Source organism: Halomonas sp. H5 (assembly GCF_050613175.1).
Lineage (GTDB): Bacteria > Pseudomonadota > Gammaproteobacteria > Pseudomonadales > Halomonadaceae > Bisbaumannia > Bisbaumannia salifodinae.
Genome location: NZ_CP192510.1, coordinates 331,408 through 355,241 on the forward strand (window position 1 = coordinate 331,408; position 23,834 = coordinate 355,241).

Annotated in this window: 15 protein-coding genes, 2 tRNA genes and 3 rRNA genes; 15 read left to right on the forward strand and 5 right to left on the reverse strand. The window is 63.3% G+C overall.

All coding sequences use genetic code 11. The features are described 5' to 3' along the window. The first annotated feature begins 120 nt into the window (after nucleotides 1-120). The 3 genes from rluD to clpB all read left to right on the forward strand — a co-directional run bounded on the left by rluD (nucleotide 121) and on the right by clpB (nucleotide 4,582). Nucleotides 121-1,080: a 23S rRNA pseudouridine(1911/1915/1917) synthase RluD gene (gene rluD, locus ACQ1W9_RS01520; protein ID WP_431024999.1), complete on the forward strand. Its 960-nt coding sequence runs from the start codon at nucleotides 121-123 to the stop codon at nucleotides 1,078-1,080. Next, nucleotides 1,080-1,841: a peptidoglycan editing factor PgeF gene (gene pgeF, locus ACQ1W9_RS01525; RefSeq protein ID WP_346061126.1), complete on the forward strand. Its 762-nt coding sequence runs from the start codon at nucleotides 1,080-1,082 to the stop codon at nucleotides 1,839-1,841. The genes rluD and pgeF overlap by 1 nt, the downstream gene beginning before the upstream one ends. Nucleotides 1,842-1,999: 158 nt before the next feature. Next, nucleotides 2,000-4,582: an ATP-dependent chaperone ClpB gene (gene clpB, locus ACQ1W9_RS01530; protein WP_431025000.1), complete on the forward strand. Its 2,583-nt coding sequence runs from the start codon at nucleotides 2,000-2,002 to the stop codon at nucleotides 4,580-4,582. Between the two features lie 141 nt (nucleotides 4,583-4,723). Here the strand turns inward: clpB and ACQ1W9_RS01535 are convergent, their stop codons facing one another. Continuing rightward, nucleotides 4,724-6,088, reverse strand: a complete 1,365-nt coding sequence (locus tag ACQ1W9_RS01535) for a sugar porter family MFS transporter (RefSeq protein WP_431025001.1) — start codon at nucleotides 6,086-6,088, stop codon at nucleotides 4,724-4,726. 573 nt (nucleotides 6,089-6,661) lie between these two features. Here ACQ1W9_RS01535 and ACQ1W9_RS01540 point away from each other — a divergent pair. Together ACQ1W9_RS01540 and ilvN are read left to right on the forward strand one after the other, a co-directional pair. Then, nucleotides 6,662-8,386 carry an acetolactate synthase 3 large subunit gene (locus tag ACQ1W9_RS01540; RefSeq protein WP_431025002.1) on the forward strand — a complete coding sequence of 575 codons (1,725 nt, stop codon included), beginning with the start codon at nucleotides 6,662-6,664 and terminating at the stop codon, nucleotides 8,384-8,386. Then, the gene (ilvN, locus tag ACQ1W9_RS01545) at nucleotides 8,386-8,877 is read left to right on the forward strand and encodes an acetolactate synthase small subunit (protein WP_146801801.1); all 492 of its coding nucleotides are present in this window, start codon (nucleotides 8,386-8,388) and stop codon (nucleotides 8,875-8,877) included. The genes ACQ1W9_RS01540 and ilvN overlap by 1 nt, the downstream gene beginning before the upstream one ends. A gap of 184 nt (nucleotides 8,878-9,061) precedes the next feature. On the opposite strand, the gene ilvY is transcribed toward ilvN, so the two are convergent. Further along, complete coding sequence (gene ilvY / locus ACQ1W9_RS01550) at nucleotides 9,062-9,949, reverse strand: HTH-type transcriptional activator IlvY (RefSeq protein ID WP_431026393.1); 888 nt, start codon at nucleotides 9,947-9,949, stop codon at nucleotides 9,062-9,064. Between the two features lie 190 nt (nucleotides 9,950-10,139). Between ilvY and ilvC the strand changes: the two genes are divergently transcribed. The 7 genes from ilvC (at nucleotide 10,140) to rrf (ending at nucleotide 18,134) form a co-directional block, all read left to right on the forward strand. Continuing rightward, complete coding sequence (gene ilvC / locus ACQ1W9_RS01555) at nucleotides 10,140-11,156, forward strand: ketol-acid reductoisomerase (RefSeq protein WP_431025003.1); 1,017 nt, start codon at nucleotides 10,140-10,142, stop codon at nucleotides 11,154-11,156. Nucleotides 11,157-11,315: 159 nt separating this feature from the next. Next, the gene (pssA, locus tag ACQ1W9_RS01560; protein WP_346061131.1) at nucleotides 11,316-12,155 is read left to right on the forward strand and encodes a CDP-diacylglycerol--serine O-phosphatidyltransferase; all 840 of its coding nucleotides are present in this window, start codon (nucleotides 11,316-11,318) and stop codon (nucleotides 12,153-12,155) included. A 650-nt stretch (nucleotides 12,156-12,805) separates the two neighbouring features. Beyond that, a 16S ribosomal RNA gene (locus tag ACQ1W9_RS01565) occupies nucleotides 12,806-14,345 on the forward strand. Between the two features lie 93 nt (nucleotides 14,346-14,438). After that, nucleotides 14,439-14,515, forward strand: a tRNA-Ile gene (locus ACQ1W9_RS01570). Nucleotides 14,516-14,621: 106 nt separating this feature from the next. After that, nucleotides 14,622-14,697 (forward strand) — tRNA-Ala (locus ACQ1W9_RS01575). A gap of 311 nt (nucleotides 14,698-15,008) precedes the next feature. Next, a 23S ribosomal RNA gene (locus ACQ1W9_RS01580) occupies nucleotides 15,009-17,896 on the forward strand. Nucleotides 17,897-18,018: 122 nt separating this feature from the next. Then, nucleotides 18,019-18,134 (forward strand): 5S ribosomal RNA (gene rrf / locus ACQ1W9_RS01585). Together the 16S, 23S and 5S rRNA genes with 2 tRNA genes alongside form the textbook arrangement of a ribosomal RNA operon. Before the next feature lie 419 nt (nucleotides 18,135-18,553). On the opposite strand, the gene gloA2 is transcribed toward rrf, so the two are convergent. Next, the gene (gene gloA2 / locus ACQ1W9_RS01590) at nucleotides 18,554-18,961 is read right to left on the reverse strand and encodes an SMU1112c/YaeR family gloxylase I-like metalloprotein (protein WP_431025004.1); all 408 of its coding nucleotides are present in this window, start codon (nucleotides 18,959-18,961) and stop codon (nucleotides 18,554-18,556) included. Between the two features lie 47 nt (nucleotides 18,962-19,008). Continuing rightward, a complete protein-coding gene (gene hisC / locus ACQ1W9_RS01595; protein ID WP_431025005.1) occupies nucleotides 19,009-20,061 on the reverse strand; it encodes a histidinol-phosphate transaminase in 1,053 nt (350 codons plus the stop codon). Nucleotides 20,062-20,168: 107 nt separating this feature from the next. On the opposite strand from hisC, the gene ACQ1W9_RS01600 reads away from it, so the two are divergent. Further along, on the forward strand, nucleotides 20,169-21,059 hold the full coding sequence (locus ACQ1W9_RS01600; RefSeq protein ID WP_431025006.1) for an AEC family transporter: 891 nt from the start codon (nucleotides 20,169-20,171) through the stop codon (nucleotides 21,057-21,059). Here ACQ1W9_RS01600 and ACQ1W9_RS01605 read toward each other — a convergent pair. Continuing rightward, entirely contained in the window at nucleotides 21,056-21,559 is a 504-nt protein-coding gene (locus tag ACQ1W9_RS01605; RefSeq protein WP_431025007.1) for a MarR family winged helix-turn-helix transcriptional regulator, read from the reverse strand. The genes ACQ1W9_RS01600 and ACQ1W9_RS01605 overlap by 4 nt on opposite strands. A 187-nt stretch (nucleotides 21,560-21,746) precedes the next feature. Here ACQ1W9_RS01605 and ACQ1W9_RS01610 point away from each other — a divergent pair, with 187 nt between their 5' ends. Together ACQ1W9_RS01610 and radA are read left to right on the forward strand one after the other, a co-directional pair. Then, a complete protein-coding gene (locus tag ACQ1W9_RS01610; RefSeq protein WP_431025008.1) occupies nucleotides 21,747-22,199 on the forward strand; it encodes a copper resistance protein NlpE N-terminal domain-containing protein in 453 nt (150 codons plus the stop codon). A gap of 173 nt (nucleotides 22,200-22,372) precedes the next feature. After that, nucleotides 22,373-23,749, forward strand: coding sequence for a DNA repair protein RadA (gene radA / locus ACQ1W9_RS01615; RefSeq protein ID WP_431025009.1), 1,377 nt, complete (start codon nucleotides 22,373-22,375; stop codon nucleotides 23,747-23,749). Nucleotides 23,750-23,834 lie beyond the last annotated feature (85 nt).

Genomic DNA, 23,834 nt, shown 5'->3' on the forward strand with positions numbered 1-23,834 from the left:
CATCCTCGCATCAAACAACCCGGGGGCCGTGGTAGAATCGCCCCACTATAAAGCACCCACTATAAAACACCCAGGCCCTAGCGGGGAAACCGGGTGTTAGCAGAGGCCAACGCCAGACCCATGCCCGAGACTCTCAATCGTGAAGCCCGCGTGCTCGACGCCCAGGCCGGCCAGCGCCTGGATCAGGTGGCGGCGGAACTGTTCGGCGACTTCTCCCGGGAGCGCCTCAAGCAGTGGATCCTGCAGGGGGCCCTGACCCTGGACGGCGCGCCTGCCCGGCCCAAGGCCAAGGTCTATGGCGGCGAGACGCTGCGCCTGGAGGCCGAGCTGGAAGAGCAGACCGCCCAGCACCAGGCCCAGGCCATCGACCTGGAGATCGTCCACGAGGACGAGGCGGTACTGGTGATCGACAAGCCCGCCGACCTGGTGGTGCATCCGGCGGCGGGTAACCCCGATGGCACCCTGCTCAATGCCTTGCTTCATCACTGCCCGAGCCTTTCCCAGGTGCCCCGGGCCGGCATCGTGCATCGCCTCGACAAGGACACCACCGGCCTGATGGTGGTGGCCAAGACCCTGAGCGCCCAGGCGGCCCTGGTGGAGCAGCTCCAGGCACGCAGCGTCTCCCGGGAGTATGACGCCGTGGTCTCCGGGGTGATGACCGCCGGTGGCAAGGTGGATGCCCCCATCGGCCGCCATCCCAAGGATCGCAAACGCCAGGCGGTGGTCGCCGGTGGCAAGCCGGCGGTCACCCACTACCGGGTGGTGGATCGCTTCCGCGGTCATACCCATGTGCGTTGCCGCCTGGAGACCGGGCGCACCCACCAGATCCGCGTGCACCTGGCGCACCTGCGTTTCCCCCTGGTGGGGGATCCCGTCTATGGCGGGCGCCTCAAGCTGCCGCCGGGGGCCTCGGATGAGCTCAAGGAGCTGCTGCGCCTCTTCCCCCGCCAGGCGCTGCATGCCCGCAAGCTGGCCTTCGTGCATCCCGTCAGCGGTGAAACGATGACCTTTCGGGCGCCCTTGCCGGACGATATGCTGGCGCTGCTCGATTACCTGCGCGACGACACCGAGGGGCTGTGATGAACGACGCCTACGACGAGGCCCTGCAGCCCACCCTGCTGCTGCCGGACTGGCCGGCGCCCAGCACCGTGGGGGCCTTCGTGACCACCCGCGAGACCGGCCCCAGCCAGGGCCCCTTCGCGGCCTTCAATACCGCTCGCCATGTGGGCGATGAGCCCGCCATGGTGGAACGCTGCCGGGAACTGCTGCGCGCCGAACTGGATGATGACCGCCCCCTGCTATGGCTCGATCAGGTCCATGGCGCCAAGGTGCAGCTGGGCTATGTGGCGGATATCCCCCAGGCGGATGCCGCCGTGGCCCTGGACCAGCGCTATGCCTGCGTGGTGCAGACCGCCGACTGCCTGCCGGTGTTCTTCTGCGATCGCCGCGGTACCCGGGTAGGCCTGGCCCATGCCGGCTGGCGGGGCCTGGCCGGCGGCGTGCTGGAGGCCACGGTGGCGTCCCTGCGCTGCGAGCCGGAGGAGCTGATGGCGTGGCTGGGGCCGGCCATCTCCAAGGCGCAGTTCGAGGTGGGGCCCGAGGTCTTCGAGGCCTTCGTCGCCTTCCAACCCGAGGCCGCCGAGGCCTTCGAGCCCAGCCCCTATCGCCTGGGCCACTATATGGCGGATATCTACCGCCTGGCGCGGCTGCGCCTGGAGCGCCTGGGCATCGGTCAGATCAGCGGCGGCCACTTCTGCACCGCCTGCGAGCCGCGCTTCTACTCCCACCGTCGCGACGACGGCCAGACCGGCCGCATGGCCAGCGTGATCTGGCTGCGCTAGCCCGGTTGCGCCGGGAGCTTGATATAGATCAACCCACCCCGGGGTTATCCCCCGCGCCTCTTGAAAGCCGCCTAGCCTACCTCCATTGATAAGGTCAAGACATGATCAAGGGTCAGGCGGTGCGTCCGAGCGTATCGCTACCCCGTAGGAGGAGAGCGATGCGCTTCGAGAAATTCACCAGCAAGCTGCAGAACGCCATTGCCGAGGCCCAGTCCCTGGCGGTGGGGCACGGCCATAACCAGATCGACCCCGGCCACCTGCTGATGGCGCTGCTGGAGGCCCAGGACACCGGTATCAAGGCGCTGGTGCAGAAGGCCGGCGGGGACGCCGCCAGGCTGCGCGGCGACCTGAAACAGTACCTGGAGGACCTGCCCCGGGTCGGCCAGTTCGACGGCGAGGTGCAGCCCTCCCGGGACCTGGTGCGGCTCTTCAACCTGGTCGACCGGGAGGCCCAGAAGCGCGGCGATCAATTTATCGCCAGCGAGCTGGTGCTGCTGGCGGCCCTGGAGATGAATCATGCGGTCAGCAAGCTGCTGGCCCGGGCCGGCCTCGAGGCCCAGGCCCTGAACGCGGCCATCGATAGCCTGCGCGGCGGCGAACGGGTCAGCGACGCCAACGCCGAGGAGAGCCGCGAGGCGCTGGACAAGTACACCCTGGACCTCACCGAACGGGCGGCCAGCGGCAAGCTCGACCCGGTGATCGGTCGCGACGACGAGATCCGCCGTACCATCCAGGTGCTGCAGCGGCGCACCAAGAACAACCCGGTGCTGATCGGCGAGCCCGGTGTCGGCAAGACCGCCATCGTCGAGGGGCTGGCCAGCCGCATCGTCAATGGCGAGGTGCCGGAGGGGCTCAAGGACAAGCGGGTGCTGTCCCTGGACATGGGCTCGCTGCTGGCCGGGGCCAAGTTCCGCGGCGAGTTCGAGGAGCGCCTCAAGGCGGTGCTCAAGGAGCTGTCCCAGGAAGAGGGCCGGGTGATCCTGTTCATCGACGAGCTGCACACCATGGTCGGCGCCGGCAAGGCCGAGGGCGCCATGGACGCCGGCAATATGCTCAAGCCGGCCCTGGCCCGCGGCGAGCTGCACTGCGTGGGCGCCACCACCCTGGACGAGTATCGCCAGTATATCGAGAAGGATGCGGCCCTGGAGCGGCGCTTCCAGAAGGTGCTGGTGGACGAGCCCAGCGAGGAGGACACCATCGCCATCCTGCGCGGCCTCAAGGAGCGCTACGAGGTCCACCACGGGGTCGATATCACCGACGGCGCCATCATCGCCGCGGCCAAGCTCTCCAGTCGCTATATCACCGACCGTCAGCTGCCCGACAAGGCCATCGACCTGATCGACGAGGCCTCCTCGCGGATCCGCATGGAGCTCGACTCCAAGCCCGAGGAGATGGATCGCCTGGATCGCCGCCTGATCCAACTGAAGATGGAGCGCGAGCACCTCAAGAAGGAGACCGACGAGGCCTCCAAGAAGCGTCTCGAGACCCTGGAGGAGCAGATCGAGGCGCTGGCCCGGGAGTATGCCGACCTGGAGGAGATCTGGAAGGCCGAGAAGGCCAGCATCCAGGGCGCCGCCCAGTTCAAGGACGAGCTCGAGCGGGCCCGGGTGGAGCTGGAACAGGCGCGTCGCCAGGGCGACCTGGGGCGCATGTCGGAGCTGCAGTACGGGGTGATCCCGGCGCTCGAGCGCAAGATCCAGGAGGCCGGCGAGGGCGAGGCGGACACCGCCAAGCACCAGCTGCTGCGCTCCAACGTCACCGAGGAGGAGATCGCCGAGGTGGTCTCCCGCTGGACCGGCATCCCGGTGGCCAAGATGCTCGAGGGCGAGCGCGACAAGCTGCTGCGCATGGAGGAGGCGCTCCACGAGCGGGTGATCGGCCAGGACGAGGCGGTCAAGGCAGTGGCCAATGCGGTGCGCCGCTCCCGGGCCGGGCTCGCCGACCCCAACCGCCCCAATGGCTCCTTCCTGTTCCTCGGCCCCACCGGGGTGGGCAAGACCGAACTCTGCAAGTCGCTGGCCAACTTCCTCTTCGATACCGAGGAGGCCATGGTGCGTATCGACATGTCGGAATTCATGGAGAAGCACTCGGTGGCGCGGCTGATCGGCGCGCCTCCCGGCTATGTGGGCTACGAGGAGGGCGGCTACCTGACCGAGGCGGTGCGTCGCAAGCCCTACTCGGTGCTGCTGCTCGACGAGGTGGAGAAGGCGCACCCGGACGTCTTCAATATCCTCCTGCAGGTGCTGGAGGATGGTCGCCTCACCGATGGCCAGGGGCGCACCGTGGACTTCCGCAACACCGTGATCGTGATGACCTCCAACATGGGCTCCGACGTCATCCAGCGCCTGGGCGGTGACGACGCTCACTATGAGGAGATGAAGAGCGCGGTGATGGAGGTGGTGGGCAACCACTTCCGCCCCGAGCTGATCAACCGCATCGATGAGGTGGTGGTCTTCCACGCCCTGGGTCAGGAGCAGATCCAGGCCATCGCCGGCATCCAGCTCGACCGCCTGCGGGCGCGCCTGGCCGAGCACGACCTGGCCCTCGAGGTCAGCGACGAGGCCCTGGCCCAGCTCGCCGTGGTGGGCTTCGATCCGGTGTTCGGGGCACGGCCGCTGAAGCGTGCCATCCAGAGCCGTATCGAGAACCCCCTGGCCCAGGACCTGCTGGCGGGACACTACCTGCCCGGCGATACCGTTCATGTGGAGGCCGAGGAGGGGCACTTGGTGTTCCACAAGTAAGGGACGGCGCCTGGCGACAGGCCACCCCTGAAGCGGAGTGCCCTCGCATCCCGCGAGCAGGCACCTGCACTGCCCGTCTAACCAGCTTGCCCGCCGGCTCTCCATTCCGGCGGGCTTTTTTGTACCGCCCCGGGCCGGGGCTCAGTTCCTGGCGACGGCGGTGGATGGGGGCATTTCGGGATCCTTGACCAGGCGACGCTGCAGCGCTTCCAGGGAGACCCCCTTGGTCTCGGGCATCAGGAACATCACGAAGAGTAGCTGCAGCACCATCATCACGGCGAAGAAGGCGAAGACGGGGCCGCCGCTGAAGGTGCTGAGCACCGTGGGCATCACCAGGGTGATCAGCGCCGCGCAGATCCAGTGCACCGAGCTACCGAAGGACTGGCCGCGGGCGCGCAGGTGGTTGGGGAAGATCTCGGCGATGAAGACCCAGATGATCGCCCCCTGGCTGATTGCGTGGGCGGCGATGAACAGGCCCAGCAACAGCGGCACGTCGAGGCCGCCGAGTTCGCCGGCGAAGAAGGCCCGGGAGATCAGAGTCAGCGAGACCAGGTAGCCCAGCGAGCCGACATAAAGCAGGATGCGGCGCCCCAGACGATCGATCAGGGCCATACCGAGCATGGTGAACAGCAGGTTGATCAGGCCGATGCCGGCGGTGGAGAGCAGGGCCACGCTGCCGCCCAGCTCGGCCGCCTCCAGCACGCGTGGAGCGTAGTAGATGATGAAGTTGATGCCCGAGAGCTGGTTGAAGAAGGCGATCAGGAAGGCCAGCAGCAACGGTAGGCGGTAGCGACCCGAGAAGAAGGGGGCGTGGACCTTGCGTTCCTCGTCACCGGCGGCACGGATCTCGGCGATTTGCCTGTCGACATCGGCCTGGGGATCGATCAGGCGCAGTACCCGGGCGGCCTCCTGGAGGTCGTTGCGCTTGAGGATCAGCCAGCGCGGGCTGCGCGGCACCCGGCAGATCATCAGGGTGTAGAGCAGGGCGGGGAGCACCTCGATGCCGAGCATCCAGCGCCAGGCATCGGTGCCCATGAGGCTGCCCAGCGCATAGTTGGAGGTGAAGGCCATGAGGATGCCGAACACGATGTTGAACTGGTAGAGGCCGACCAGGCGGCCGCGATAGCGGGGCGGGGCGATTTCCGAGATATAGGTCGGGGCCGCCACCGAGGAGATGCCGACGCCGATACCGCCGATCAGGCGGAAGAAGGAGAACCAGTAGGGGTCCGTGGCCAACGCCGAACCCAGTGCCGAGGCCAGGTAGAGGATGCCGATCAGCAAGAGGGTGGTGCGCCGGCCCAGGTGGTCGGTCGGCCAGTTGCCGAAGAGGGCGCCGATGACGGTGCCCCACAGGGCCATCGACATGACCAGCAGGCCATGCTGGAAGTCGCTCAGGCCCCAGAGGGCCTGGATGGGCCTGTCGGCGCCCGAGATTACCGCGGTATCGAAGCCGAACAGGAAGCCGGCGAGGGCCACCGTGATCGACCACTGCACGATTCGAGACATTGTCGTTGTCCTTTTGGTTGAAGGCCGCCTTTTAGATGAATCGATTCACCTCCGGGGTGGAAACGAGATCGAGGCGTCCAGGGGTATCGGTGTCGGCGTTGGTAGATGAATCGTGTCACCTTGTCGTGACATTACAGCAGCTCCGGGAGAGGAGTGCGACTGACCGGCATTAGACTTTGGTTGAGTGGGGGCGTCCGGAGGGCACCTTTTCTCCGTTCCGGTGTAGGCGGGGTGCCGTGCCGGTTGACACCGTTGAGCCGCTATTGGAATCTTGTCGGTTCCTGATCGCGGGCGCGGACTCCGCTGGGCGACCCCCAGATGCCGCGTGAAGGGTAGGCCGCAGGGCCTCTACCCGCCGAAGGACTTCCGGGTTCGGGCTATCCGCCTGGCCTGGCCAATGCCCCGACGCGGCGAACCGCCGCGATGAGAGTGCAGGCCCTAACCGGGCCCCATCAGCCAGGGTTTGGCATCAGGTGCCGGCTAATGCCGGCAGCGGCGTACCGCCGCACTCGAACTCCACCACCGCCTGATGCGGTGGGGACTCGCACTCGAGACCTCCAGGGGAGAAACACAGTGGAACTGCTTTCCGGCGCCGATATGATCGCCCGCTTCCTTCAGGATGAGGGCGTCGAATACATCTATGGCTATCCGGGCGGGGCGGCGTTGCATATCTATGACGCCCTCTTCCGCCAGGACAAGGTCAAGCACATCCTGGTGCGGCACGAACAGGCCGCCACCCATGCCGCCGACGGCTATGCCCGGGCCTCCGGCAAGCCCGGCGTGGTACTGGTCACCTCGGGCCCCGGCGCCACCAATGCCGTGACCGGTATCGCCACCGCCTATATGGACTCGATTCCCATGGTGGTGATCTGTGGCCAGGTCATGAGTCACCTGATCGGCGATGACGCCTTCCAGGAGACCGATATCATCGGGGTGACCCGCCCCATCGTGAAGCACAGCTTCTCCATCAAGCACCCCAGCGAGATTCCCGAGGTGCTGAAGAAGGCCTTCTACCTGGCGGCGACCGGTCGCCCCGGCCCGGTGGTGGTGGATATCCCCAAGGATATGACCTCGCCCACCGAGCGCTACGAGTACGTCTATCCGAAGAAGGTCAAGCTGCGCTCCTACAATCCGGTGACCCGCGGCCATACCGGCCAGATCAAGAAGGCCGTGGAGCTGATGCTCAAGGCCAAGCGCCCGGTCTTCTATACCGGCGGCGGCGTGGTCAGTGGCGGGGCCAGCGAGGCCCTCACCGACCTGGTGCGGCGCCTGGGCTACCCCATCACCACCACCCTGATGGGCATCGGCGCCTACCCGCAGAGCGATCGTCAGTGCCTGGGCTGGCTGGGCATGCACGGCTCCTATGAGTCGAACATGGCCATGCACCATGCCGACCTGATCATCGCCATCGGCGCGCGCTTCGATGACCGGGTGACCAACAACACCTCCAAGTTCTGTCCCACCGCCAAGATCATCCACGTGGATATCGACCCCAGCTCGGTCTCCAAGACGGTGCGCGCCGACGTGCCCATCGTCGGCCCGGCGGGCAGCGTGATCAACGAGATGATCAGCCTGGTGCAGGGCAAGGAGATCGCCCATCCCGAGGCGCTCACCGAGTGGTGGCAGAAGATCGACGGCTGGCGCGAGGAGCGCACCGGCAAGCTCTACGAGCCCTCGGCGCCCGGCGAGAAGATCAAGCCCCAGGCGGTGATCGAGGCGATGTGCCGGGTCACCCGCGGCGAGGCCTTCGTCACCACCGACGTGGGTCAGCACCAGATGTTCGCGGCCCAGTACTACAAGTTCGACAAGCCCAACCGTTTCATCACCTCCGGTGGCCTCGGCACCATGGGCTTCGGCTTCCCGGCGGCCATGGGCATCAAGCAGAACTTCCCCGAGGATCAGGTGATCTGCGTCACCGGCGAGGGCAGCTTCCAGATGATGATGCAGGAGCTCTCCACCTGTAAGCAGTACGGGGTGGGGGTGAAGATCGTCAACCTGAACAACGCCTCCCTGGGGATGGTGCGCCAGTGGCAGGACCTCAACTACAAGTCCCGCCACGCCCACTCCTATATGGAGTCGCTGCCCGATTTCCAGAAGCTGATCGAGGCCTATGGTTTCACGGCGCTGCGGGTGGAGACCCTGGACGAGCTCGAGCCGGCGCTGGAGCGTACCTTCGCCGACAAGCACGAGCTGGTGTTCCTCGATGTCCAGGTGGACCCCCGTGAACACGTCTATCCGATGCAGGTGCCCCTGGGCTCCATGCGCGACATGCTGCTTTCGAAGACGGAGCGAACCTGATGCGCCATATCATCTCGATCCTGATGGAAAACGAACCCGGCGCCCTGTCTCGCGTGGTGGGGCTCTTCGCCCAGCGTAACTACAATATCGAGACGCTGAACGTGGCGCCCACCGAGGATCCGTCCCTGTCGCGGCTGACCGTGACCACCGTGGGTGACGACCGGGTGATCGAACAGATCACCAAGCACCTCAACAAGCTGATCGACGTGGTCAAGCTGGTGGACCTCACCGAAGGCAACCATATCGAGCGCGAGCTGATGCTGGTCAAGGTCAAGGCCCTGGGGGCCGCCCGCGACGAGGTGAAGCGCACCGCGGATATCTTCCGCGCGCAGATCGTCGACGTAACCGCCAGCCTCTACACGGTGCAGATCACCGGCGATGCCGGCAAGCTGGACGCCTTCCTGCAGGCCATGGCGCCCATCGGCATCCTTGAGGTGGCGCGCACCGGGGTGTCGGGGATTGCCCGCGGCGATAAGGTATTGTCCCTCTGATTTACTACTGCGCTCGATATCTCGGCCGCCGGCGGTGTCGAGGCGTCGAACCGTCGCAATCCTCATTGAGCAGCCAGTCAACTCCGGTTGCTGTGCTCCGGCGGCAGCCGACCTCTCTTCGCTCGTGACGTAAATCTACTCATCGTTGAACTATAAGCGCCGCCCCTCGGGGCGGCGCTTGCGTTTAGCGGGCCGCTACCTGCTGCCAGAGTGCCCTCAGCAGGGGGCTCTTCAGGCGCCGATGCAGCACGCACAGGCCCACATCGTAGTGGGGCAGCTCCGGCTTGACCGCGAGCGGCCGCACCCGCGCCTGCAATGGGCTGTTGTCCAGCACGATTTGTGGCACCACGCCGATGCCGAAGCCCAGGCCCACCATGCTGACGATCGCCTCGTGGCCGGCCACCTGGGCATAGATGCGCGGCGTGATGCCGAGTGCCTTGAACCAGGTGTCGGCATACTCCCGGGAGAGTCCCGACTCGGAGAGGATCATCGGTACCTCGGCCCAGGCCCGGGCCTCGGGTATCTCAGGCGTGGTCGGCAGCCACGCCGGGGTGTCCCGGGGGGCGATAAACACCAGCGGCGAGCGGGTCAGCGACTTGAAGGCCAGGGCCTCGGGGGGCGTGCGGTGGCGTGGGGTGATGGCCATGTCCTCCTCGCCGGCCATCACCCGACTCATGGCCTCCGCCGGGTCGCCGGTATGCAGCTTGAGTTCGATGCGTGGGTGGTGGCGGCGAAACTCGCTGAGCAGCTCGTAGAGGAAGCTGTAGCTGGCGGTCACCGAGCAGTAGACGCTGATCTCCCCCTGCAGGGCCTGGCTCTGTTCCATTAGCTCATGGCGCACCAGCTCCCACTGCTCCAGGGCCTCCCTGGCGTAGGCCTGGAAGCGCAGCCCCTGGGGTGTCAGGGCCACGTGGCGGTTGTCCCGCTCGAAGAGCGCCACCCCCAGGCTCTCTTCCAACTGGCGGATGGTGCGGCTCAGGGTCGAGGGGCTGACATGGCAGGCGTCGCTGGCGCGGCCGAAGTGGAGGCTCTCGGCGAGGGCCAGGAATTGCTTCAGGGGGCGCATATCCATGGTATGTTTCACATTTCGGTTCGTTGTATTGCAAATATAGCGTTTTACGCAATGCGATGCGCGGCGTAGAGTCAATTCATCGATCGGGCACGAGACCCGACGCCGCAATCCCAGCGCCGCGTCAGACGGCGCGGGTGGCCATCGACGCTGATACCGCAACCACAACGGTCAACGACTCCAGGAGTGCACCATGCGCGTTTATTACGATAAAGATTGTGATCTCTCGCTGATCCAGGCCAAGAAGGTCGCCATCATCGGTTACGGCTCCCAGGGCCATGCCCACGCCAACAACCTGAAAGAGTCCGGCGTCGACGTCACCGTGGCCCTGCGCCCGGGGTCCTCCTCCGCCGCCAAGGCCGAGGCCGCCGGTCTCAAGGTCGCCACCGTGGAAGAGGCCAGCCAGGCCGCCGACGTGGTCATGCTGCTGGCGCCGGACGAGAACCAGAAGGCCATCTACGAGACCCAGATCGAGCCGAACCTGAAGCAGGGCGCCACCCTGGCCTTCGCCCACGGCTTCAATATCCACTACAACCAGATCGAACCGCGCAAGGACCTGGACGTGCTCATGATCGCGCCCAAGGCCCCGGGGCACACCGTGCGCTCCGAGTTCGTCAAGGGCGGCGGTATCCCCGATCTGATCGCCATCCACCAGGACGCCTCCGGTTCCGCCAAGGAGCTGGCGCTCTCCTACGCCGCCGGCGTCGGCGGTGGTCGTAGCGGCATCATCGAGACCACCTTCAAGGACGAGACCGAGACCGACCTGTTCGGCGAGCAGGCGGTGCTGTGCGGCGGTGCGGTTGAGCTGGTCAAGGCCGGCTTCGAGACCCTCACCGAGGCGGGCTATGCCCCGGAGATGGCCTACTTCGAGTGCCTGCACGAGCTCAAGCTGATCGTCGACCTGATGTACGAGGGCGGCATCGCCAACATGAACTACTCCATCTCCAACAATGCGGAGTATGGCGAGTACGTGACCGGCCCCGAGGTGATCAACGATGAATCTCGCGCCGCCATGCGCAACGCCCTGAAGCGCATCCAGACCGGCGAGTACGCCAAGATGTTCATCAGCGAGGGTGAGACCAACTACCCCTCCATGACCGCGCGTCGTCGCCTGAACGCCGAGCATCCCATCGAGCAGGTGGGTGCCAAGCTGCGCGGCATGATGCCGTGGATCGCCGCCAACCAGTTGGTGGACAAGTCCAAGAACTAAGCGCTTCACCGCCTGGTTCTGGAATACGAGGGCGCGGCCATGGCCGCGCCCTCGTCGTCTCTGCCGACGACAGCGTGTCGTATGATCCCGGCCGGTGTGTAGAATAGGGGCAGTCGCCAGTCATCTGTCGGCTGCCCTTTCCGGTAATGGACGAGAATTATGAGTCAGGATTCCAGCAACACCGATCAGCGACGCGATGACTATGCCGAGGAGGATATCGCCTCGGCCTTCCTGCGCGAGACGGAGGTCATCGAAGAGGCGGTGGAGGATGGAAAGAAGGTGCGCCGCCGTGGCATCTATCTGTTACCCAACCTGTTTACCACTTCGGCGCTCTTCTCTGGCTTCTTCGCCGTGGTGGCGGGCATCAACGGCGACTTCACCGCGGCGGCGGTGGCGATCTTCATCGCCATGGCGCTGGATGGCCTGGATGGTCGCGTGGCGCGCATGACCAACACCCAGAGCGCCTTCGGGGCGGAGTATGACAGCCTCTCCGATATGCTCTCCTTCGGGGTGGCGCCGGCCCTGGTGGCCTTTACCTGGATCCTCCAGGATATCGGCAAGACCGGCTGGGTGGTGGCCTTCCTCTACGTGGCCTGCGCCGCCCTGCGTCTGGCACGCTTCAATGTGCAGATCGGCAGCGTCGACAAGAAATGGTTTATCGGCCTGCCCAGTCCCTCGGCAGCCGCCCTGGTGGCGGCCAGCGTCTGGACCTTTCATGACCTCGACGCCGATGCCTTCGGTTTCAAGCTGCTGATGCTGTTGGTGGTGGGGGCCGCCGGCGTGCTGATGGTCAGCAACATCCGCTACTACAGCTTCAAGGAGTTCGATTTCAAGGGGCCGGTGCCCTTCGTGGTACTGCTGGCCATCGTGCTGGCCTTCGTGGTGATCTCGGTGCAGCCTTCGGTGATGCTGCTGCTGTTGTTCGGCGCCTATGTGGTCTCGGGGCCCGTGCTGGCGATGATGCGCAAGCTCAAAAGGCCCGCTAAACCGGTGGGTTAACCTGTGTCTCCCGTCTCCTGATTACGCCCGCCTTCGTGCGGGCGTTGTCGTCTCTGGCACCTTCCTTGTCCACAGCGAGTCGGCGATTTTGGTTGTGGATAAACTTTCTGACACAAAGGGCTTGCAGGGCCACGGGGAAATCCGTAAAGTACGCATCCGCTGCCGGCGACGGACATCGTGGCCAGCGGCAATGAGTGGCAAAAGTGCTTGTTTCTGTTGGGGTTTTCGAATCCCTCTCGCGAGAAACGCGATTGACAGAACGGCCGGATGCGGTAGAATGCATCGCCACACCGACCGGCCCGTCGCCGGCTCGGATGACCACGGGTCGCTGCCTCGCAGCACGCCTCAGGGTCGCCGAGCAGGGCTTGACAGCAGCGGCCGAATCGGTAGAATGTCGCTTCCTCGCAGCGGCGTCGCAACAGCGACCAAAGCGAGACGCTCCGCTCTTTAGAGAGCCCGGAGCCGCTCTTTAACAATCGATCAGGTAATTCATGTGGGCGCTTGTCGGTGAGGCGGTGAGAAGTCACCAAATCATCAAGGCAAGCGACTCGTCAAAGACCTTCGGGTCTTTTTGAGAACGTTTGAACCTTGAGCCAAGTTTGGTTCGCTTTTGTTACCTTCGGGTGACAAGTAAGAACCACAATGATTTTAAACTGAAGAGTTTGATCATGGCTCAGATTGAACGCTGGCGGCAGGCCTAACACATGCAAGTCGAGCGGAAACGATGGAAGCTTGCTTCCAGGCGTCGAGCGGCGGACGGGTGAGTAATGCATAGGAATCTGCCCGATAGTGGGGGATAACGTGGGGAAACTCACGCTAATACCGCATACGTCCTACGGGAGAAAGCAGGGGATCTTCGGACCTTGCGCTATCGGATGAGCCTATGTCGGATTAGCTAGTTGGTGAGGTAACGGCTCACCAAGGCGACGATCCGTAGCTGGTCTGAGAGGATGATCAGCCACACTGGGACTGAGACACGGCCCAGACTCCTACGGGAGGCAGCAGTGGGGAATATTGGACAATGGGGGAAACCCTGATCCAGCCATGCCGCGTGTGTGAAGAAGGCCTTCGGGTTGTAAAGCACTTTCAGCGAGGAAGAAGGCCTGAGGGCTAATACCCTTCAGGAAGGACATCACTCGCAGAAGAAGCACCGGCTAACTCCGTGCCAGCAGCCGCGGTAATACGGAGGGTGCGAGCGTTAATCGGAATTACTGGGCGTAAAGCGCGCGTAGGTGGCTTGATAAGCCGGTTGTGAAAGCCCCGGGCTCAACCTGGGAACGGCATCCGGAACTGTCAGGCTAGAGTGCAGGAGAGGAAGGTAGAATTCCCGGTGTAGCGGTGAAATGCGTAGAGATCGGGAGGAATACCAGTGGCGAAGGCGGCCTTCTGGACTGACACTGACACTGAGGTGCGAAAGCGTGGGTAGCAAACAGGATTAGATACCCTGGTAGTCCACGCCGTAAACGATGTCGACTAGCCGTTGGGTTCCTTGAGAACTTTGTGGCGCAGTTAACGCGATAAGTCGACCGCCTGGGGAGTACGGCCGCAAGGTTAAAACTCAAATGAATTGACGGGGGCCCGCACAAGCGGTGGAGCATGTGGTTTAATTCGATGCAACGCGAAGAACCTTACCTACCCTTGACATCGTGCGAACTTTCCAGAGATGGATTGGTGCCTTCGGGAACGCACAGACAGGTGCTGCATGGCTGTCGTCAGCTCGTGTTGTGAAATGTTGGGTTAAGTCCCGTAACGAGCGCAACCCTTGTCCCTATTTGCCAGCGATTCGGTCGGGAACTCTAGGGAGACTGCCGGTGACAAACCGGAGGAAGGTGGGGACGACGTCAAGTCATCATGGCCCTTACGGGTAGGGCTACACACGTGCTACAATGGTCGGTACAAAGGGTTGCGATACCGCGAGGTGGAGCTAATCCCATAAAGCCGGTCTCAGTCCGGATCGGAGTCTGCAACTCGACTCCGTGAAGTCGGAATCGCTAGTAATCGTGAATCAGAATGTCACGGTGAATACGTTCCCGGGCCTTGTACACACCGCCCGTCACACCATGGGAGTGGACTGCACCAGAAGTGGTTAGCTTAACCTTCGGGGGAGCGATCACCACGGTGTGGTTCATGACTGGGGTGAAGTCGTAACAAGGTAGCCGTAGGGGAACCTGCGGCTGGATCACCTCCTTAAACGACGACTGCCGCCTGCCGGCAAGTGTCCACAATGAATTACCTGATCGACCAGAGCAAATGACTGTTAGGGCGGATGTCCTATGGTTAGCCGGGTCTGTAGCTCAGTTGGTTAGAGCGCACCCCTGATAAGGGTGAGGTCGGCAGTTCAAATCTGCCCAGACCCACCAAATTTTATCCAGTCCTGCGTTATTTTGTGACTCGCATAGCAGGCTATGCGTCGCCACAAAATGCCTTGGTCTGAATAAAATTCCCAGATCAAGGTTGGGTATCAGTGGGGCCTTAGCTCAGCTGGGAGAGCGCCTGCCTTGCACGCAGGAGGTCAGCGGTTCGATCCCGCTAGGCTCCACCATTTTCTTGAAGAGAAAATGGTTCTTGGTAGCTCAGCTGGGAAAGCGCCTGCCTGCACCAGGAGGTCGCGCCGGGGTCGCGTACGACTTCGATCCCGCTAGGCTCCACCATCTCCCCACGCCCCACCAAGCAGTCACTTCCTGATCGGATCCACAGTCATAAGCCATCATCATCGACCATGATGACCGGTTTATGACTGTCGATTGACAGTCGCTCTTTAACAATATGAATCATGCTGACAAATTGAAGATACGTCTCAAGCGTATCCGGCAATTATCGTACCAATCGCGACCAGACCCCTTCGGGTTATATGGTCAAGCGATTAAGCGCATACGGTGGATGCCTTGGCAGCCAGAGGCGATGAAGGACGTTGTAGCCTGCGATAAGGTTCGGTGAGGTGGCAAACAACCTGTGACCCGGACATTTCCGAATGGGGAAACCCACTCATCATAAGATGAGTATCCTGCACTGAATCCATAGGTGCAGGAGGCGAACCGGGGGAACTGAAACATCTAAGTACCCCGAGGAAAAGAAATCAACCGAGATTCCCCAAGTAGCGGCGAGCGAACGGGGACCAGCCCTTAAGCTGGTGACTGGTTAGGCGAACGAGCTGGGAAGCTCGACCATAGGGGGTGATAGTCCCGTAGCCGAAAACCTGATCCAGTGAAATCGAGTAGGTCGGGGCACGAGAAACCTTGACTGAAGACGGGGGGACCATCCTCCAAGGCTAAATACTCCTGGCTGACCGATAGTGAACCAGTACCGTGAGGGAAAGGCGAAAAGAACCCCGGAGAGGGGAGTGAAATAGATCCTGAAACCGTATGCGTACAAGCAGTGGGAGCAGACTCGTTCTGTGACCGCGTACCTTTTGTATAATGGGTCAGCGACTTATATTCAGTGGCGAGCTTAACCGTATAGGGGAGGCGTAGGGAAACCGAGTCTTAACTGGGCGACCAGTCGCTGGATATAGACCCGAAACCGGGCGATCTATCCATGAGCAGGTTGAAGGTTGAGTAACATCAACTGGAGGACCGAACCAGGATCTGTTGAAAAAGATTTGGATGACTTGTGGATCGGAGTGAAAGGCTAATCAAGCCCGGAGATAGCTGGTTCTCCTCGAAAGCTATTTAGGTAGCGCCTCACGTATCACCGCCGGGGGTAGAGCACTGTTTCGGCTAGGGGGCCATCCCGGCTTACCAACCCGAGGCAAACTCCGAATACCGGTGAGTGCAGCGTGGGAGACACACGGCGGGTGCTAACGTCCGTCGTGAAAAGGGAAACAACCCAGACCGTCAGCTAAGGCCCCAAAATCCTGGTTAAGTGGGAAACGATGTGGGAAGGCTTAGACAGCTAGGAGGTTGGCTTAGAAGCAGCCATCCTTTAAAGAAAGCGTAATAGCTCACTAGTCGAGTCGGCCTGCGCGGAAGATGTAACGGGGCTCAAACCAGGTGCCGAAGCTACGGGTTCGTCGAATGACGAGCGGTAGAGGAGCGTCGTGTAAGCCGATGAAGGTGAGTTGAGAAGCTCGCTGGAGGTATCACGAGTGCGAATGCTGACATGAGTAACGATAAGGGGAGTGAAAAACTCCCCCGCCGGAAGACCAAGGGTTTCTGTTCGACGCTAATCGGAGCAGAGTGAGTCGGCCCCTAAGGCGAGGCCGAAAGGCGTAGTCGATGGGAAACGGGTCAATATTCCCGTACCTCACAGAATTGCGATGGGGGGACGAAGAAGGCTAGGTGAGCCAGGCGTTGGTTGTCTTGGTGAAAGTCAGTAGGCCGAGATCTTAGGCAAATCCGGGATCTCAAGGCCGAGAGACGAGACGAACAGACTACGGTCTGGAAGTCATTGATGCCACGCTTCCAGGAAAAGCCTCTAAGCTTCAGATTCTGTGAGACCGTACCCCAAACCGACACAGGTGGTCAGGTAGAGAATACCAAGGCGCTTGAGAGAACTCGGGTGAAGGAACTAGGCAAAATGGTGCCGTAACTTCGGGAGAAGGCACGCCGGCGTAGTGTGAACACCCCACGGTGGAAGCACGAACCGGTCGAAGATACCAGGTGGCTGCAACTGTTTATTAAAAACACAGCACTCTGCAAACGCGCAAGCGGACGTATAGGGTGTGACGCCTGCCCGGTGCCGGAAGGTTAATTGATGGTGTTAGGCTCCGGCCGAAGCTCCTGATCGAAGCCCCGGTAAACGGCGGCCGTAACTATAACGGTCCTAAGGTAGCGAAATTCCTTGTCGGGTAAGTTCCGACCTGCACGAATGGCGTAATGATGGCCACACTGTCTCCACCCGAGACTCAGTGAAATTGAAATCGCAGTGAAGATGCTGTGTACCCGCGGCTAGACGGAAAGACCCCGTGAACCTTTACTATAGCTTCACACTGGACGCTGATGTTGCTTGTGTAGGATAGCTGGGAGGCTTGGAAACCCGGACGCCAGTTCGGGTGGAGCCAACCTTGAAATACCAGCCTGGCATCATTGGCGTTCTAACTCAGCCCCGTCATCCGGGGCGAGGACAGTGTGTGGTGGGTAGTTTGACTGGGGCGGTCTCCTCCCAAAGAGTAACGGAGGAGCACGAAGGTACCCTCAGCACGGTCGGAAATCGTGCATTGAGTGCAAGAGCATAAGGGTGCTTGACTGCGAGACAGACACGTCGAGCAGGTACGAAAGTAGGTTCTAGTGATCCGGTGGTTCTGTATGGAAGGGCCATCGCTCAACGGATAAAAGGTACTCCGGGGATAACAGGCTGATACCGCCCAAGAGTTCACATCGACGGCGGTGTTTGGCACCTCGATGTCGGCTCATCACATCCTGGGGCTGAAGTCGGTCCCAAGGGTATGGCTGTTCGCCATTTAAAGTGGTACGCGAGCTGGGTTTAGAACGTCGTGAGACAGTTCGGTCCCTATCTGCCGTGGGCGTCGGAAGTTTGAGAAGAGCTGCTCCTAGTACGAGAGGACCGGAGTGGACGCACCTCTGGTGTTCCGGTTGTCACGCCAGTGGCATTGCCGGGTAGCTATGTGCGGACAGGATAACCGCTGAAAGCATCTAAGCGGGAAGCCCCCTTCAAGATGAGACTTCCCTGAGGCCTTGCGCCTCCTAAAGGGTCCAGCAAGACTAGCTGGTTGATAGGTCGGGTGTGGAAGCGCTGCGAGGCGTTGAGCTAACCGATACTAATGGCCCGTGAGGCTTGACCATATAACCCCAAGGGGTTTGCGCGATGGTACGCGCCGGATACGTGAGACGATCCTCAACAGCATGATTCATAAGGCGGGTTGCCCGGGAAAGCAAGATGACCCAGCAGCCGGCCACCGTTTACGCCTGACGACCATAGCGAGTGGGAACCACCTGATCCCATGCCGAACTCAGCAGTGAAACCGCTCAGCGCCGATGGTAGTGTGGGGTCTCCCCATGCGAGAGTAGGTCATCGTCAGGCACTTATTCAGAAGCCCCGACCAATGGTCGGGGCTTCGTCGTTTTAGGGCCTCCCATGGAGAATAGCGGAACGCCGCCCGGATCCTCGTCAGGCACTTCTTCAGAAAAGCCCCGACCATCATGAGATGGTCGGGGCTTTTCGTCTGTGGCTAACCAGGATAACGCTAGGGTCTCCCCATGGAGAGTAGCGGAACGCCGCCCACCGGAGCGCCGGCCGGAACCTCGTTAGGCACTTATTCAGAGAAAACCCCAGCTTCGACAGAGGCTGGGGTTTTTTCGTATTCAGCTCCCGGTCTCGACAGAGGTCGGGGTTTCGTCGTTTGGGGCGCTGATGGATTTGCGTATGCTATCCCCTGATATCAAGAGGCCCCAGGCTCTGACGAGTCTGGGGCCTTTGTCGTTCCGGGGGATCAAGGGGAGTCAGGGGCTTTGTTCCTCTTCATAGAGTTCGATGGGGGTGCCATCGGGGTCGCTGAAGAAGGCGAAGCGAGCCCCGGTCAGGGCGTCGACACGAACCGCTTCCGGGGTGATGCCCTTGGCCTGGAGTCCGGCGATGCAGGCCTCCAGGTCCGGGGTCGCCAGGGCCAAATGCCGCAGGCCACAGGCTTCGGGATAGCTGGGACGCTCGGGCGGATCCGGAAAGGAGAAGAGCTCCAGCCGAATGCCTGGGGCGAGGCACAGGTCGAGCTTGTGGCTGCCGCGCTCGGGGCGGTAGGTCTCCCGGATGACTTCGGCGCCCAGCACCTCCAGGTAGAAATGCTTGGCCCTGGGGTAGTCAGCGGTGATCAGGGCGACGTGATGAATCCCCGCCAATGGCAGCGAGCTCATGGTAACTCCGGGCTAGGCTGGGGCGGGCGCCAGGCACCCGCCGGAGGTCAGCAGAGGGTCTCGAGGGCCTCGATCAGGTGGTCCATCTCGTCTTCGGTACCGATGGAGATGCGCAGGAAGTCGCGCAGCGCCTCGGTATTGAAGTGGCGCACCAGGATGCCCCGCTCACGCAGGCCGACGAAGAGCTGGGCGGCATCCTGCCCCGGATGGCGGGTGAGCAGGAAGTTGGTCTGGGAGGGCAGTACCTCGAAGCCCAGTTGCTCCAGGCGTTGGCGAGTGCGCTCGCGAGTGGTGATCACCTTCTCGCGGCAGGCCTCGAAGTGCTCCTTGTCCTCCAGGGCGGCGATGCCCGCGGCACTGGCCAGCATATCGATGGGGTAGGAGTTGAAGGAGTTCTTGACCCGCTCCAGACCCTCGATCAACTCCCGGGAGCCGATGGCATAGCCCAGACGCAGGCCGGCCAGGCTACGGGACTTGGAGAAGGTGCCGGTGACCAGCAGGTTCGGGTAGTTATCCACCAGGGGCACGGCGCTCTCGCCGCCGAAGTCCACATAGGCCTCGTCCACCAGCACCACGCAGTCGGTGACGCGCTCGAGCAGGCCGGCGATGGCCTCGCGCCCATGCCCATGGCCGGTAGGGGCATTGGGGTTGGCGAAGGCGATGCCGCCACTGTCGGCGGGAAGGGCCTCGAGGGGCACTCGCCAGGCGTCATCCAGGGCCAGGGTGCGGTAGTCGATGCCGTAGAGGCGGCAGTAGACCGGATAGAAGCTGTAGGTGATCGCCGGCAGGCTCAGGGGGCGCGACTGACAGAAGAAGGCCTGGAAGGCCAGGGCCAGTACCTCGTCGGAGCCATTGCCGACGAAGACCTGGGAGACCTCGACGCCGTGCTCCCGGGCCAGGGCCTCGCGGAGTGCCGAGGAGTCGGGGTCGGGATAGAGGCGCAGGTGATTGGTGGGGAAGTCGCGCAGCACCTCACCGACGCCCGGGGCCGGGGGGTAGGGGTTCTCGTTGGTGTTCAGCTTGATCAGTTGTTCACGGGGCTGTTCGCCGGGAACATAGGGCGTCAGCTCCCGCACCGCGGGGCTCCATAGCTTGCTCATGGTCTCTCGCATCGACTGGGAATAGAGTCCAATCATGTTGACCCCGGCGCTTCCGCGGCGCAAGCCATGGGCGTGTTAATCTGGCGTTCCTGATACAGGAGCCTGGAATGATCGCCAAGATTCTCGCCACTTTGCTGCCGGTATTCCTGATCGCCGGCTGCGGGGTCCTCTATGGCCGCTTTCGCACACCGGATATCCGCGGCCTCAATACCCTCAATATGGAGCTCTTCGTGCCGCTGCTGGTGTTCGCCGTGCTGGCGGACGGCCAGGCGCCCCTGGAGGAGTATGCGGGGCTCGCCCTGGCGGCGGTGGTGGTGGTGCTGGGCTCGGGGCTGCTGCTGTGGCCGGTGGCGCGTTGGCTGAAGATGGACGCCAAGACCTTCCTGCCGCCGATGATGTTCAATAATGCCGGCAACATGGGGGTGCCGCTGATGGTGCTGGCCTTCGGCGAGGCGGCGCTGCCGGCGGCGGTGGTGGTCTTTATCATCGAGATGCTGCTGCACTTCTCGGTGGGCCTGTATATGCTCAACCCCGGCACGCCACTATGGCGGCTGCTGCGTTTGCCCATCGTCGGGGCCAGTATCGCCGGGCTGGCGGTCAACCTGAGCGGCATGCCGCTGCCGGGCTGGCTGCTGGAGGCCATGCATCTGCTGGGGGGCGTGTGCATTCCGTTGATGCTCTTCGCCCTGGGGGTGCGGATGCTGGATATCGACCTGCGCGACTGGCGCACCGGCCTGCTCGGGGCCCTGCTTTGCCCCTTGAGCGGCCTGGTACTGGCGGCGCCGATGGTCTGGTGGCTGGGCCTGACGGGGCTTCAGGCCGCGGTGCTATGGGTCTTCGCGGCCCTGCCGCCGGCGGTGCTCAACTACCTGGTGGCGGAGCAGTACCGCCAGGAGCCGCAGCGGGTGGCCTCCCTGGTGCTGGTGGGTAACCTGGGTAGCCTGGTGGTCATGCCCCTGGTACTGGCCGTGGTGTTCGCGTATGTCGTGCCCGGCTAATCGCCACGCTCTTCCAGGCGCGTCAGCTGGCGGTCCAGCTTGCCCATCAGATGCAGCAGGTCGCGGTATTCGCCGGTGGAGAGGGTGCCGACCAGTTGCGCTTCCCAGTCATGGGCCAGGGGAATCAGCTCATCCAGCAGCGCCTGACCCTCGGCGGTCAGGTGCAGGAAATGGACCCGTTGATCTTCCGCCGAAGGGGTGCGGTGGATCAGGCCGCGTCCCTCCAGCGCCTGGATGGCTCGGGAGATCCGTGCCTTGTCCATGCCGGTGTACTGCCCCACCTTCTTGGCGGTCAGGGTATCGCAGTGGCTTAGCCAGGCCAGCACTCGCCATTCGGCCACCTTGATGCCGAAGCGCTCTTCATAGATCCTTGCCAGGGCCTGGCTGATGCGATCGGCCAGGCTATTGAGGCGGTAGGGCAGGAACTGGTTGAGATCGAGCTCGGTCTTGGCGGGGGCCGGATCGTTCAGAGGGGCGCGCGGGTCGTGATCGGTGGTCATGGGATCTCTCGGTCGCCACCCTGGTGGGATGGTGGAATGCGTGGCTATGCTACCCCAGCGCCGCGCCAGACTCTACATGACCGCCGGGGGTGACGTTGTTTGGGCTGTTGGTGCCGCCACGATACCGTTATGCTTGGGGAGATCATCACTGATTCACCACGATTTTTCACCCGTGAGGAGGATTCTCATGCGAACCCCGATGATGCTGGCCGGTGCGGCGCTCGCCCTCACCTTGGCCGGCTGCGCCGCCGGACCGATGGAATCGCAGAATGGCGCTGGCGTTACCGAAGGCGAAACCGCTTATCAGGGCTCCCTGCCGTGTCGCAATTGTGCGGGGATCGACCTGGACGTGCGTCTCCAGGGCGAGACGCCGAGCGCGCAGGCGACGGAACGTACCTTCACGCTGCAGGCCAGCTATCGGGAGCATCCCCAGAGCCCGCCGGATGAGAACTATGCCGGCAACTGGGAGGTCCTCAGCGGTACCGCCAGCGACCCGGAGGCCACCGTCTACGAGCTGACCCCGGAAGGCGAGGGGCAGATCTACTACTTCCTGAAGCTCGATGAGCAGACCCTGGAACTGATCGACCCTCAGCGTCGGCGTTTCCAGAACAGCGAGATGCTGCGCCTGCGTCGCCTCTAAGGGCGTCGTCGAGCCAGTCGAACGGGGCGGCCTGCGGGCCGCCCCGCGTCGTTGAATTCCCGGGGGGCGAGATGGCCAAGGCGACCAAGATGAAGGGTGCCTTCGTGTGCACCGGGTGCGGTGCCGAATACAGCAAGTGGCAGGGGCAGTGCCGCGAGTAGTGGGGAGATGAGATGGCCAAGGCGAAGAGTGCCTTCGTCTGCACCGAGTGCGGTGCCGACTACAGTAAATGGCAGGGGCAGTGCTCGAGCTGCCGCGAATGGAACACCCTGAGCGAGGTGCGCCTGGCGCCGTCACGCCCCGGTGCCCCGGCGGCGGCGACCACCGGGCGCAGCGGCTATGCCGGGGTGACCTCCCGGGAGGTGGTGGACCTCTCGGCGGTGGATCTCTCCGAGGTGCCGCGCCTCTCCTCCACCTTCGACGAGTTCGATCGGGTGCTGGGCGGCGGCCTGGTGCCGGGCTCCGCGGTGTTGCTGGGCGGCCACCCCGGCGCCGGCAAGTCGACCCTGCTGCTGCAGACCGCCTGCAAGCTGGCCCAGGGGCGGCGGGTGCTCTATGTCACCGGCGAGGAGTCCCTCTCCCAGGTGGCCATGCGCGCCCATCGCCTGCAGTTGCCGACCCAGGGCCTCAAGATGCTGGCGGAGACCAGCGTCGAGACCATCCTCGCCGTGGCCGAGCGGGAGCGTCCCGAGATCCTGGTCATCGACTCCATCCAGACCATGCACCTGGAGGATATCTCCTCGGCCCCGGGGGGCGTGGCTCAGGTGCGTGAGTCCGCGGCGGCCCTGACCCGCTTCGCCAAGGGCTCCAACACCGTGCTGCTGCTGGTGGGCCATGTCACCAAGGATGGCTCCCTGGCCGGACCCAAGGTGCTGGAGCATATGATCGATGCCTCCCTGCTGCTGGAGGGCGGCGCCGACTCGCGCTTTCGTACCCTGCGCGGGCAGAAGAACCGCTTCGGCGCGGTCAACGAGCTGGGCGTCTTCGCCATGCTCGAGCACGGCCTCAAGGAGGTGAAGAACCCCAGCGCCATCTTCCTCTCCCGGGGCGAGGAGCAGAGCCCGGGAAGCCTGGTGATGGTGGTCTGGGAGGGCACCCGGCCGATCCTCGTCGAAGTCCAGGCGCTGCTCGACGACTCGCCCCTGGGTAATCCGCGGCGGGTCGCCGTGGGCCTGGATGCCAACCGCCTGGCCATGCTGCTCGCCGTGCTGCACCGTCATGGCGGTTTGTTTACCGGCGACCAGGACGTCTTCCTCAACGTGGTGGGGGGCGTCAAGGTGCTGGAGACCAGTGCCGACCTGGCGGTGCTGCTGGCGGTGGTCTCCAGCCTCCAGGGGCGGGCCCTGGCCAAGGAGCTGGTGGTGTTCGGCGAGGTGGGGCTCTCCGGCGAGATCCGCCCGGTGCCCAGCGGCCAGGAGCGTATCGTCGAGGCCGCCAAGCACGGCTTCACCCGTGCCATCGTGCCCCGGGGCAATGCCCCCAAGCAGGCCCCGGCCGGCATGGAGGTGGTCGCCGTGGATAAGCTGAGCGAGGCCCTGGAGGCGTTATAGCTTCTTTCAGGAATGCTAGGGGGCGCTGGGGGCAGGACGGAGCGGGGGTTTTTTGACCAGGGATGGCAAAAGTAGCGCCCAGGGA

Bases quoted from the DNA above. Each gene is read 5' to 3' on its own strand.
- radA (WP_431025009.1), top strand. From the start codon at position 22,373: ATGGCCAAGGCGAAGAGTGCCTTCGTCTGCACCGAGTGCGGTGCCGAC.
- ACQ1W9_RS01600 (WP_431025006.1), top strand. From the start codon at position 20,169: ATGATCGCCAAGATTCTCGCCACTTTGCTGCCGGTATTCCTGATCGCC.
- ACQ1W9_RS01535 (WP_431025001.1), bottom strand. From the start codon at position 6,088: ATGTCTCGAATCGTGCAGTGGTCGATCACGGTGGCCCTCGCCGGCTTC.
- ilvC (WP_431025003.1), top strand. From the start codon at position 10,140: ATGCGCGTTTATTACGATAAAGATTGTGATCTCTCGCTGATCCAGGCC.
- pssA (WP_346061131.1), top strand. From the start codon at position 11,316: ATGAGTCAGGATTCCAGCAACACCGATCAGCGACGCGATGACTATGCC.
- ACQ1W9_RS01605 (WP_431025007.1), bottom strand. From the start codon at position 21,559: ATGACCACCGATCACGACCCGCGCGCCCCTCTGAACGATCCGGCCCCC.
- ACQ1W9_RS01610 (WP_431025008.1), top strand. From the start codon at position 21,747: ATGCGAACCCCGATGATGCTGGCCGGTGCGGCGCTCGCCCTCACCTTG.
- rluD (WP_431024999.1), top strand. From the start codon at position 121: ATGCCCGAGACTCTCAATCGTGAAGCCCGCGTGCTCGACGCCCAGGCC.
- gloA2 (WP_431025004.1), bottom strand. From the start codon at position 18,961: ATGAGCTCGCTGCCATTGGCGGGGATTCATCACGTCGCCCTGATCACC.
- ilvY (WP_431026393.1), bottom strand. From the start codon at position 9,949: ATGGATATGCGCCCCCTGAAGCAATTCCTGGCCCTCGCCGAGAGCCTC.
- clpB (WP_431025000.1), top strand. From the start codon at position 2,000: ATGCGCTTCGAGAAATTCACCAGCAAGCTGCAGAACGCCATTGCCGAG.
- pgeF (WP_346061126.1), top strand. From the start codon at position 1,080: ATGAACGACGCCTACGACGAGGCCCTGCAGCCCACCCTGCTGCTGCCG.
- hisC (WP_431025005.1), bottom strand. From the start codon at position 20,061: ATGAGCAAGCTATGGAGCCCCGCGGTGCGGGAGCTGACGCCCTATGTT.
- ilvN (WP_146801801.1), top strand. From the start codon at position 8,386: ATGCGCCATATCATCTCGATCCTGATGGAAAACGAACCCGGCGCCCTG.